The 11,905-nt window shown below is 67.4% G+C and carries 9 protein-coding genes; 5 read left to right on the top strand and 4 right to left on the bottom strand.

Annotated elements, in window-relative coordinates; all coding sequences use genetic code 11:
• Window positions 1–85: 85 nt before the first annotated feature.
• The 3 genes from F1640_RS24080 to F1640_RS24090 form a co-directional block, all read right to left on the bottom strand.
• On the bottom strand, window positions 86–487 hold the full coding sequence (locus F1640_RS24080; RefSeq protein ID WP_124809463.1) for a DUF1398 domain-containing protein: 402 nt from the start codon (window positions 485–487) through the stop codon (window positions 86–88).
• A 34-nt stretch (window positions 488–521) separates the two neighbouring features.
• Window positions 522–974, bottom strand: coding sequence for a MarR family winged helix-turn-helix transcriptional regulator (locus F1640_RS24085; protein WP_124809464.1), 453 nt, complete (start codon window positions 972–974; stop codon window positions 522–524).
• A 133-nt stretch (window positions 975–1,107) separates the two neighbouring features.
• Window positions 1,108–2,064 carry a LysR substrate-binding domain-containing protein gene (locus tag F1640_RS24090; protein WP_124809465.1) on the bottom strand — a complete coding sequence of 319 codons (957 nt, stop codon included), beginning with the start codon at window positions 2,062–2,064 and terminating at the stop codon, window positions 1,108–1,110.
• A gap of 138 nt (window positions 2,065–2,202) precedes the next feature.
• On the opposite strand from F1640_RS24090, the gene gabT reads away from it, so the two are divergent.
• Both gabT and F1640_RS24100 read left to right on the top strand, forming a co-directional pair.
• Window positions 2,203–3,486 carry a 4-aminobutyrate--2-oxoglutarate transaminase gene (gene gabT, locus F1640_RS24095; protein ID WP_124809466.1) on the top strand — a complete coding sequence of 428 codons (1,284 nt, stop codon included), beginning with the start codon at window positions 2,203–2,205 and terminating at the stop codon, window positions 3,484–3,486.
• Window positions 3,486–4,967, top strand: coding sequence for an NAD-dependent succinate-semialdehyde dehydrogenase (locus F1640_RS24100; protein ID WP_124809467.1), 1,482 nt, complete (start codon window positions 3,486–3,488; stop codon window positions 4,965–4,967). Before gabT ends, F1640_RS24100 begins: the two co-directional genes overlap by 1 nt.
• A 2-nt stretch (window positions 4,968–4,969) precedes the next feature.
• Here the strand turns inward: F1640_RS24100 and F1640_RS24105 are convergent, their stop codons facing one another.
• Window positions 4,970–8,326, bottom strand: coding sequence for a DUF2339 domain-containing protein (locus tag F1640_RS24105; protein WP_124809468.1), 3,357 nt, complete (start codon window positions 8,324–8,326; stop codon window positions 4,970–4,972).
• A gap of 136 nt (window positions 8,327–8,462) precedes the next feature.
• On the opposite strand from F1640_RS24105, the gene F1640_RS24110 reads away from it, so the two are divergent.
• The 3 genes from F1640_RS24110 (at window position 8,463) to F1640_RS24120 (ending at window position 11,905) form a co-directional block, all read left to right on the top strand.
• The gene (locus F1640_RS24110; protein ID WP_194921986.1) at window positions 8,463–9,512 is read left to right on the top strand and encodes a sterol desaturase family protein; all 1,050 of its coding nucleotides are present in this window, start codon (window positions 8,463–8,465) and stop codon (window positions 9,510–9,512) included.
• 78 nt (window positions 9,513–9,590) lie between these two features.
• Window positions 9,591–11,153: an ISL3 family transposase gene (locus F1640_RS24115; RefSeq protein WP_194917272.1), complete on the top strand. Its 1,563-nt coding sequence runs from the start codon at window positions 9,591–9,593 to the stop codon at window positions 11,151–11,153.
• Between the two features lie 167 nt (window positions 11,154–11,320).
• A complete protein-coding gene (locus F1640_RS24120; protein WP_124809470.1) occupies window positions 11,321–11,905 on the top strand; it encodes a TetR/AcrR family transcriptional regulator in 585 nt (194 codons plus the stop codon).

The raw sequence follows: 11,905 nt of genomic DNA on the forward strand, positions 1-11,905 counted from the left end.
GCCCGATTGCCGGCCTGCTGCGGAAGTTGGCCTTCCCCGACGTCGCCTCCTGTCCTCGCCCTCGCTGCTTACGATGCCGCAGGGATCATTGCGGGAATAACTCGACATGGGTTTCAGCGGTTCGGCCGTAGTAAACGACGCGGCGCCCCAGGAACGAAACGATATAGCCGGCGCAGCCCTTGTCTTTCACCTTTTCGCTGAAGGCGGCATAGCTATAATCGGGACCGGCGGCCTGAGCCCAGCGCACCAGCGCTTCCACGCCCGCGTTGTCGAACGTGGCAGCGACGGCGCCCGCCGAATGCGGCAGATCGAGTGCTATGCAATCGCCATCGGGCAGATAGCAGGTCTGGCTGTTGCGACGATAGTCGACCGCATAGCCTTCGAACCCGGCATCGATCAGCCTGTGGATGATTTCCGGGAAGCTCAGGCTGCCATCACAGGCCGCATCGAGGCAGGCTTTGGCCACAGCAATCCGTTCCGCGTCCATGCGCAGTTCCTTTCTTCGATGATATGGAAGTCGGTCAATCGACGGGCATGGCCGACAGCTTGTGCTTGTCGATCAGGGTGTGCAGCAGTGCGCGCAGGCTTTCCTGCTCCTTACCGGTCAGGGCAGCGAGAAAGACGGCGTCGTTCTCATCGGCAAGGTGAGCAAGCGCCGGCACCTTCTCCGCCCCGACGGTAGACAGTGAAAGGCGTTGCGCGCGCTTGTCATCCGGGTTGCCGGCACGCTCGATCAGTCCTTTCGCCTCTAACCGGTCGGCGAGCTTGCTTATGGCCCCCCTGGTCATACCCATCCTGCCGGCCAGAGCCGACGGTGCGACAGCTTCGCCACCATAGAGTGAGCGGAGCATCACCCATTCAGCCACCGTCACACCTTCGCCCGCCATCTTGCGCGCGAACTCCTGCGAGACCGCGTTCGACACCATGCGTAAAAGATAGCCGGTATGGGCGGTAAGGTCGGAAACAGCAGCCATGTCAATCCAGTTTGTTGACTAGGAAACTATGCGAAAATGTTTCCTAGTCAACATGCATGAATTATGGGTATCGAGCATGATCGAGAGCGCGAACAGTGGCTATGGCAAGGGCGTCTTTGCGACGGCGTCCACTTCAGGTTGCGCTGCCGTCCGGCACGGACCGCGCCTGTTCGTCTTGCGCCACGGCCTTGTGCAGCCAGCGCCGGAAGCGGGCGACAAGCGGCTCGTTCCAGCGTGGCCGGCTACACCGGAAATAGTAGGCTCCCAGCCGAACAGGTTCCCACGGGCCGTCATCGGGCGTCAGCTTGACCAGTCTGCCGCTGGCCAGATCGTCGGCAACCAGGTAATGGTTGGCCAGCGCCACGCCTTGCCCCGATCGCGCCGCGACGAGCGCCAGGTGCGCCTGCCCGTACCGCGCGACGGGCTGGCTTACTTTGGGGCTAAGGCCTTGTAGCGAAAGCCAGCTGGCCCATTCCGCATCGGACCGTTCCTGAATCATCGGCAGGTCCAGAATGTCCTCGCGTTTTCGCAAGGCGCCGTGCCGGCCGATCCTGAAAGACGGCGCGGCGACAGGAAACACCACAGGCCGGGCAATTTCCTCCGCGCGCATGTCATCGGGCAAGGTCTTGGCATCTTCGTCGAACAGATAGCGGATATCGCCGTCCGCTTCATCGTGCCGGAACGATGGTTCCGTGTCGGTGGAGTGAAGATCGACCAGCGGTCCGCTGCGGTCGCGCGCGCCGGTGCGAAAGTCCGGGAGGCGTTGCGCCAGCCAGTGCAGCGAAAAGCCTGCGGAACACCAGATGGTAAGCGGACGCGCGTGCGCTCCCTTCACCGCGCTCGTCGCCGCTTCCATGTCGGAAATAGCGGCAGAGATTCGCGCGTGATACCGGCGCCCGGCTTCGGTCAGTTCGCCCGTCCGGCGATTGTAGAGCGTGACGCCCAGGAAGGTTTCCAGCGCGGCCATGTGGCGGCTGACGATGGCGTGGCTGATCTGCAACGAAAGGGCCGCCTTGCGGATGCCACCCAGGCGACCGACCCTGTCGAACGCGCGCAGCACGGCAAACGGCGGAAGGGTTCCGGTGCTCATGGTGGTAACCTAGCGTTACCACTGCAACCACACAAGGCGCCTTCCGCGCGTTGGTGGAGGGCCTTAGGCCGGTCGCTATCGTGATCCGCGCCGGCCTTTCCCGCGCGCGTATCCCACCCGCGCAGCAGGAGTTGCCTCATGACGAACCAGTCCATTCTCGAACGCCGCGAACGCGCTGTGCCGCGTGGCGTTGCCACGGCCACGCCGGTCTTCGCGGCCCGTGCCGAGAATGCCGAGATCTGGGACGTCGAGGGCAAGCGCTACGTCGATTTCGCGGGCGGCATAGCGGTGCTCAACGTGGGGCACCGCCATCCCCGCGTGATGGCGGCCGTTGCCGAACAGCTTGATGCCTATACGCACACGGCGTTTCAGGTCATGGCCTATGAACCTTACGTCGAGCTGGCCGAGAAGCTGAACGCGATCGCCCCGGTGGAAGGCGAAGCCAAGACCATCTTCTTCACCACCGGCGCGGAAGCGACCGAGAACGCGGTGAAGATCGCGCGCGCTGCGACGGGGCGGCCCGGCATCATCGCCTTTGCCGGCGGCTTCCATGGCCGCACCCTGCTGTCTTCGGCGATGACGGGCAAGGTCAATCCCTACAAGAAGGGTCTCGGTCCTTTCCCCGCCGAAATCTACCATATCCCGCTGCCCTCGGAATCGAGCGGCGTCACGCTGGACCAGACGCTCAAGGCGCTGGACTTCCTGTTCGCGGCGGACATCGAGCCGGAACGCATCGCGGCCTTCATCATCGAGCCGGTGCAGGGCGAGGGCGGGTTCCACATGGCCGATCCCGGCCTGTTCGAGGCGCTGGACAAGCTGCGCCAGACCTACGGCATTCTCATCATCGCGGACGAGGTGCAGACCGGTTTCGCGCGCACGGGCAAGATGTTCGGCATCGAACACCAGCCTGTAAAACCCGATCTGCTGACCGTGGCCAAGTCGCTTGCCGGCGGTTTCCCGCTTTCCGGCGTGATCGGCCGTGCCGAGGTGATGGACGCAATCGGCCCCGGCGGGCTGGGCGGCACCTATGCCGGCTCACCGGTGGCGGTGGCGGCCGCGCTCGCCGTGCTTGACGTGATCGAGGAGGAAAAGCTCAACGACCGCGCCAACGCCATCGGCGAACGCATCCGCGCGGCGATCACCGTGGCGGCAACGCGCAACGATACCGTCCGGATCGCCAATTTGCGCGGCCCCGGCGCGATGATCGCCTTCGATGTGATGGACCAGGACGGCAACCCGGACGGCGCGGCCGCCAAGCGGGTGACCGGCGCCGCACTCGAACGCGGGCTGGTGGTGCTGACCTGCGGCACGCTGGGCCAGACCATCCGCATCCTGGTGCCGCTGACCGCCAGCGATGCCGTGCTCGACGAAGGGCTGGCCGTGCTGACCGACGCGCTCGTCGCCGCGAAGGAAGCCGCGTGATGCTCGCCGACAAGGTCGCGCCGGTGCTCGCAAGCGACGAACGTGGACTGCTGCGCGATGCGGCGTTCATCGATGGCGCCTGGGTGACGGGCGAACGCACGTTCGACGTGACGAACCCCGCCGATGGCTCGCTCGTCGGTACGGTGCCGTCGCTGGGCGCGGCTGAAGCGACGCTGGCGGTCGACGCGGCCGCGCGCGCGCACCCGGCGTGGGCGCGGCTGACCGGACAGGCGCGGGGCGCAATCCTGCGGCGCTGGGCCGGCCTGATGCTGGAGAACAGGGACGCGCTGGCGCGCCTGATGACGGCCGAGCAGGGCAAGCCGCTGGCGGAAGCGGCGGGCGAGGTGGCCTATGCGGCCAGCTTTCTCGAATGGTTCGCGGAGGAAGCGCGGCGCGTCAACGGCGCGCTCCTGACGCCCCACGCCACGGACCGGCGCCTGATCGTCCGCAAGGAACCGGTCGGCGTGGTCGCCGCGGTGACGCCCTGGAACTTCCCGCTGGCGATGATCACGCGCAAGGCCGGGCCGGCGCTCGCCGCCGGCTGCACGTTCGTGCTCAAGCCATCGGAGCTCACGCCGCTGTCGGCGCTCGCGCTGGCACGGCTGGCGGAGCTGGCCGGCGTTCCCGCAGGCGTGTTCAACGTGGTGATGGGCGATGCCGTCGCCATCGGCGAAGTGCTGACCGGCGACAAGCGGGTGCGCAAGTTCACCTTCACGGGCAGCACGGCAGTGGGCAAGATGCTGGCCGCGCGCTGCATGAACACGGTGAAGCGCGTTTCGCTGGAACTGGGCGGCAACGCGCCGTTCATCGTGTTCGACGATGCCGATCTTGAGGCAGCAGTAGAAGGCGCGCTGGCGTCGAAGTTCCGCAACGCCGGGCAGACCTGCGTTTGCGCCAACCGGCTGCTGGTCCAGTCCGGCATCTACGATGCCTTTGCCGCGCGGCTGGCGGAGCGGGTGGCGACGTTCGTGGTCGGCCCCGGTCTGGCCGGGCGCACCGATCAGGGGCCGCTGATCGATGCACGCGCCGTTGCCAAGGCGCAGGCGCATGTCGAGGACGCGGTATCGCGCGGCGGCCGGATTCTGACGGGGGGCGCTCCGCTGACCGACGACGCCCACGCGGGCGGCACGTTCTTCGCGCCGACGGTGATTGCGGACGTTCCCGCCGGGGCGCTGCTGTGCCGCGAGGAAACGTTCGGCCCGGTGGCCGGGCTGGTGCGGTTCGAAACCGAGGAAGAGGCCATCGCGCTCGCCAACGACACCGACGCGGGGCTGGCGGCCTACGTGTTCACGCGCGATCTTGGCCGGAGCTGGCGCGTTCCCGAGGCGCTGGCCTATGGCATGGTGGGGCTGAACACGGGCCTCATCTCCACCGAGGCCGCCCCGTTCGGCGGGGTCAAGGAATCCGGCATCGGGCGCGAAGGATCGTCGTTCGGGATGGACGACTATCTCGACATCAAGCTGACCTGCCTGGGGATTTGAGTTCAGCCATCCCCCCGGCGCAGCTGGCGGCTGTAGAGCCAACCAATCCCGATCAGGCTGAAGCCGAGCGCGACGAAGCTGGCAATGCGGAGCAGCCCTTCGAGGCCCGAGGCATCGAACAGGAAGACCTTCACCACGGCGGCCAGCATCAGCACCAGGGAGGCGATCCGCCAGTCGTGCCGCTTGCGGCGGATGCCCCACAGCAGGAAGCCGATGGCGAGCGCGATGCCGAGGATCGAGCGGAGGATGTCCTCCGCCGGGCTGACTCCGGGTTCGACCAGCGAAGTGCCGTGGAACGCCTGCCGCAGGCTCGCCCAGGCGAAGCCGGCCACTGTCAGCATCAGCACGGGCTGCATCGCGCGGTCGATGATCCTGACGGCGGCGGGCAGGGCCTGCGCGAGCTGGTAGAGCGCCAGCGGCAGAAGGACGAACAGCGGGATCAGCAGGTTGAGCGCGGGAAGCGCGCCAACGTGCTGCGCGCTCCACAGCGGGTTGTGGAGCAGCAGGCTGTACCACAGGCCATGCAGGCCGGCGGCGACCGTCAACACGGCGGCCGGCACGGCCTGCTCGGCCGGATCGCGCCGGCCGCGTAGCAGGAGCCCGCCAGCGCCGAGCAGCATGCCAGACCAGACCAGCCGTTCGAGGAGGCCGGTTGCAATGAAGTCCGACCCAAACAGCGCCGCAAACAGGTGGCGATAGAGCCCGTGCAACGCCACGCCTCCGATGACGCCGCCGATCACAGTCAGATTGACCAGCGGGATGCGGGGCAGGCGCGTGCGCTGCAGCCAGGCCGCGCCACCCAACAGCAGCGCGGGGATGGCGAGCCGCCGGACGAGCGCCAGCGTTGCAAGATCGGGGTGATCGAGCCGCATCGGAAAGCCGGCCAGCGAACGGAGCGCGTGGTCCGACCACTGCACCAGCGGCAGGAAAGCCCAGCCGAGAACAAGGCCGACCAGCGTAACGCCTGCCGCGCGCAAGGCCGGCCAAGGGAGCGCACGGCTCGATCCGGCAAGGGCGATCAGGCCCAGCGATGGCACCAGAGGCAGAGCAATCGACGGCACGACCTGCGCCAGCGCGCCATATCCGGCTAGCACCGCCGCGACCTCTCCGGTCCAGCGCAAGGCCCCGATCCGTGCGCGCAGCGCGAGCAGGAGCCCGGGCGCCAGCAGCGCGCCCCAGCGCATCAGGGCAAGCACGCTGGCGGCGGCCTCGCTACCTCCGGTCAGCCGCCCCCATTCGTCGAGCGGGCGCGTTCCGGTCATCCCCAGCAGCAGCACCGCCGCTGCCGCGAACGGCAGCATCAGCGCCTCGTCACGCGCCTGTTCCCGCCGGCTGAGCGCCGCGAACAGGGCAACAGCGACGGCCGAGGCGATGATCGGCAGGGTCCAGCCCGGCACGCGCTGCGCCAGCGCACCATAGGCGAACAGGCCCGTGAGCAACCAGGCGCACCGCCGCAGGTTGCCGCTCCCCGCCTTCCACGCGAACAGGGCGAAACCCAGCGCCAGCCCGGCCCAGCGCAGCAGCGAGGTCAGGCCCGCTCCCGCGCCGAGGCCTTCGACCAGCGCGTTCGGTTCGGCCAGTGGGGCGGGGACGAAAGTGGCTGCAAGCTGCACCAGCGCCAGCCCCCCCAACGTGGCGGCGATCGGCTCTAGCCGGCGGTCGTCGGCTCTCGCGGAAAGGCCCAGCACGGCCAGCGCCACCAGCATCGTCCACAACGGAGCCTGCCAATGGGCGAATGCGAACCACGCGGCGATGATGAGCAGGCCGCCACCGGTTGCCAGCAACAGGGCGAAGCGCCGGTCTCCGCGCCGGTCGGGCGCACGCCAACCGAACGCGTCCGCGCCCAGCGTCAGCAGCGCTCCGCCGAGCGCGCACAAGGCTACGGGAAGGCTGTAGCCCGTCCACACATGCTCCGCATGGCGCAGCCCGAGCAGCGGCGCGGCCACGGCGATACCCGCCAGCTCGACCGCGCGTTGCAGGCGTGCCGGCGCTTGCCACAGCCTTGCCAGCAGCGGCCCCGCGTGAATCGCGGCGAGCGCCAGCCCCATGGTCAGCAGCCAGCCGGTTGCCGGATGCGGCCAGAGCATCAGCAGGAGGAACGACAGCGCCGCGCTCAGCGTGGGCACGATCGCCAGTTCGCGTTCGCGCCAGGCAAGGAACTGGCCGGCGGCGGCGATCAGCGCGAACAGGCCCCAGTGCAGCGGCATGAACCCGCCGAGCGCGACCAGCAGGCCAAGCTGCGCGGCGCCGATTACGGCGGCGGCGGACCGCAGCAGGCGTTGCGCCGCGCCGGCGAAGGCGAACAGCGGCAGGACAAGCGCCAGCAGCACCACGAAGCCGCCGATCGACAGCGCCCCGACCGTTTCCAGCGCCTTGCCGGCCAGGATCAGCCACAAGCTCCACCCCGCGCCACCGAGCAGGGCAAGAAGGGCTAGCCACGGCCAGCGCTGCGCCCGCGCCACGCCTGCAAGGCCGGCGATGGTGAAGCCGAGATAGACGGCGAGCATCGGCACGTTGGCGTCCAGCCCCACCGTGAGGGCCGGCGCGGCGAGGCCGCCGGCCAGCCCCAGCACGGCGCTGGGCATCCCGTGGCGCAGCGAGAGCCACAAGGCTCCGCCTGTCACCAGCGCGAGGCCGGCGAACGCCGCGAGCGGAGGGATCAGGTGATAGAGGTTGGCGGCCACCAGCAGCGCCGCATAGAGCGTGGAAATCCCGGCGCCCGACAGCGCCTGGCTGACGCGCGGATCGGCCACCCTTTCGCGCGCGCGCCACGCCCATTCGGCCGCACCGATCAGGCCGAAGCCGAACAGCATACCGCAGACTGCCTGCACGCCCGGCGTGAATATCCGTCCGAAAAAGCCTTGGTCGATGGCGTATTTGACGATCAGCACGCCGGCGATGGCGAGCGTGATCCCGCCGGCCCAGATCGGCAGCTTGCGCCCGAACAGTTCCTCGAAGTTGATCGCCGCGCGGCGCATGGCCGGGGCGGGTTCCGGCTCCGGAGCAGCCTCAGGCTCGTCCGGCGATTCCACCGCGGGTTCGGCCGGCATTTCCCAGGCCATCGCCGGTAGCGTTTCGACTGCCGGTTCGGGAGAGGGAGGGGCCGTTTCGATTTCGGGTTCGGGTGCCGCTTCCGCCGGTGCTTCCGGCTGCGGCGCAAGGACCTCGGCCACCATCGGCGCGGGCGCTTCCACGGGCGGCGCGACCGATTCGATACGCGGCATCGTGCCTGCCGCGATGCGCCGGCGCAGTTCGTCCTCCACCAGCCGCAGGCGGCGCTCAAGCTCGGTAATCCGCGACCGGGCGCCCAGCAGCAGCGCCCCGCCCGCGAACACGATCAGCGCGAGGATCAATCCCATCACCGGTTCTCCTTGGGACCGGATGCTACCCTAAAAATTATCATTGTTCAATTTAATAATAGACAGTGTATAATTCAGTGCTATCGTATCGTCTGCGCCGCATGGAATCGGCGCGTCCGCAAGAGGGATGCCTGCGATGAGCAGAGGGTACTGGAAAAGCCTGAAACGCGATCTGGAAGCGCCGATCGAGGCGCGCCGGTTCGGCACGGGCTGGTTCGCGGGGTTTTTCGCGATCGTGCTGGCGGTGGCCGGCCTGTGCTTCGTGGCGGCGCTGCGCTGGCCCGAATGGTTCGCCATGCCCGAGCTGGCGAAGCTGCGCGACATGGAGGGCTTCCGTCCATTCGTGCACCTGACCCTGCTGAGCGCCTATGCGCTGGCCTTGCTCAGCCTGCTGCTGCGCCCGCGCAAGGCGCTGGGCGGCACCGCGCTGGTGCTGGCGCTGGCCGCCTCGATCCTGGGCGGGGCGGCGGTTCAGCCGCGCGAAACGCATGACTGGGGCGTGTTCTTCGGCGTCGATTTCTTCGCGGTCAACATGATCGCCACCGGCCTGATGTTCGCGCCGATCGAGCGCATCTTCCCGCACCTTTCCAAACAGCGCCTGTTCCGCACGGAATGGCGCGAAGACCTGTTCTACTACCTTGTCAGCTCGATGCTGGTGCAGTTCATCACCTTCCTAGCGCTGGCCCCGTCGAGCTATGTCAACACGCATGTCGGCTGGCTCGACCATACCCGTTCGGCCGTGGGCAGCCTGCCATGGCCGGTGCAGTTCCTGCTAGCCATGATCCTGACCGATCTGGCGCAGTACTGGTTCCATCGCCTGTTCCACCGCGTGCCGTTCCTGTGGGGCTTCCACGCCGTGCACCACAGCGCGAAGGCGATGGACTGGCTGGCCGGCGCGCGGATGCATTTCGTGGAGATCGTGCTGCTGCGCGGGGTGACGTCGCTGCCGCTGCTGACGCTGGGGTTCGCGCCGTCGGTGATGCAGGCCTATGTCGGGATGGTCTATGTCTATGCCTCGCTGGTCCACGCCAACCTGCGCGGCGATTTCAACGTGCTGGGCAAGTTCGTGGTGGTGCCGCGCTTCCACCACTGGCACCACGCGATCGAGGCGGAAGGCGTGGACAAGAACTTCGCCATCCACTTCCCCATCCTCGACCGGCTGTTCGGCACGCATTATTGGGTCTGACTCAAATTCCGTGCAGATTTGACATTTCTGCGCTGTGTGCGGCCAACTGGATTGGGGGTCAGCAAGGAGCACACGTCGATGGCCTCGAAAGCATGGGACAGTAGCCTGCAGTTACCGGGATTAATCGTGGAAAGCCGGACTGTGATCGACGGAATCGTCGAGATGTCGGGCCGATTGGCGGCCGTGGGAGCGGATTGCCCGGATTGCGCGATGCCATCGACGTCTCTCCACAGTCGATATGACCGCATGCTTTCGGATTTGCCGGTCAGCGGCAGCATCGTCAGGCTGAGACTGTCGGTTCGACGGTTTCGGTGCACGCATACCCTTTGTCCAAGGCGCACGTTCAGCGAGCCGCTGGCGCCGCCGGTTGGCCGGCGATATGGCCGCAGGGTGGGTCGTTGCGACGCGCTAGTGCGCGCGGTGGCGGTCGCGCTGGGTGGTAGGCCGGGCTCGCGCATGATGGCGCGTCTGTCGGCGCCTTGGTCGCGCGACACGATGCTTCGAGTTCTGAGACGCAGCGATCCTGCCTCCGTGCCGCCGCCACCTGCGCGGGTGGTTGGCATCGACGACTTCGCTTGGCGCCGCGGCCACAGCTACGGGAGCATCGTGGTCGATCTCGAACGACGCGAGGTGATCGACCTGCTTCCCGATCGTCAGCGCGACACGGTCATCGCCTGGCTGCGCCAGAACCCGCAAGTCGAAATCATCTGTCGCGACCGTGGTCCGGGTTATGGTGCGGCCGCAAGCGAGGCGGCGCCGCAGGCACAGCAGGTGGCCGACCGCTGGCACCTGTTCGAGAACGCCTCGGCAGCATTTCTGGCGGCAGTGCGTTCGGAAATGCCATGTTTGCGGCGCGCGCTGGCGCCGACGGGGCCGGTCGATCCGGCGACCCTGACCCGTGCCGAGCGCATCCAGTGGGATGGCTACCAATTGCGCGAGGCCCTCAACCGCCAGATTATCGATCTGGCCGGGCAAGGCGTGCCGATCAGGGTCATGGCACGCACGACCGGCGTGTCGCGCAAGACCATCCGCAAGGTCCTGCGCGGCCAGCGTCACGACACCTTCCGCACGCGCCAGAGTTCGCTCGATGTCTGGTCGCTGACCCTCGAGGCGGAGTGGAATGCAGGCTGCCGGATTGGGGCTGAACTGTGGCGGCGGCTGAAGGCTTCCGGTTTTGGCGGTTCGCTGCGCGTAGTCAGCGAATGGGCGACCCGTCGTCGTCGCGACGAAAAACTTGGCCACACCGGCGGTGCGGGGCTGAGTGCACGGACCATCGCGCGCAGCATGACCACCGAGCGCGACACCGGATCAGCGCAGACCGCCCTGATAAACGCGGTGATCGAAAAGGCCGTGCCAGCGCTAATCAGCGCACGCGAGGCTCTCGATTGCTTCCACGCCATGATGCGCTCAAAGGACAAGGCCCGGCTCGATCCTTGGATCGCCATGGCGGCCGAGACCAAGCTTGCTGGGTTCGCTGCCGGCGTCGAAGCCGACAAGGACGCCGTTGCCGCCGCGATCTCGACGCCGTGGTCCAGCGGTCAAGTCGAGGGCAAAGTCAACCGCCTCAAGGCCATCAAGCGCCAGATGTACGGGCGCGCCAAAATCGACCTTCTCAAAGCCAGAGTTATGGCGCCAGCGTGACCTGGATTGCACGGAATTTGAGTCAGACCCCATTATTTCCCCGACAGCGAGTGGCCCACCGGATACGGCGTTCCCGAGCGCGTGCCCAACGGCTATCTGGCGCAGATGAAGTATCCGTTCGTCCGTCAACGGGGATGAGCAGGCAGAAATGAGCACGCAAAACTGACATGGGCCGCCGATCCGACCACTCCCGCCCCGAACTGCGCGAAATGATCGTCGCGGAAGGGCATCGCCAGATGCTGGAAGTGGGCTTCGCCCGCTTCTCGGCGCGGGAGGTCGCGAAACGGATCGGCTATTCGATCGGCACGATCTACAACGTATTCGGCACCTATGAAGGGCTGATCCTGGCGATCAACGGCCGCACGCTGGACCTGTGGCGCGACTATCTGGAGACCCGGCTGGCGGGCGAGCATGGCGACCGGCTGAAGCGGGCGGTCGATGCCTATTTCGAATTCGCCGTCGTCAACCGCCATGCCTGGGCGGCGCTCTATGACTTTCGCCTGCCCGACGACATGGAACCGCCGGAAAGCTATGCCCGGCAGGTGACGGCGATCTTCGAGATCGTGGTGGCCGAACTCGTCGCGGTGCTGCCGCCGGAGCGCGGCGGGGAAGCGCCGGCGCTGGCGCGATCGCTGCTGGCGACCGTCCACGGGCACTGCTTCTTCACCATGAACGGCACGTTCCGCATTCTGGGCGAAACCGATCCGCTGGCCGCGGCGCTCGCCCGCGTGCGCGAAGCGGTGAGGGGATAG

The sequence above is a fragment of the Novosphingobium sp. NBM11 genome, from assembly GCF_015390225.1.
In the GTDB taxonomy this organism is placed as follows: Bacteria; Pseudomonadota; Alphaproteobacteria; order Sphingomonadales; family Sphingomonadaceae; genus Novosphingobium.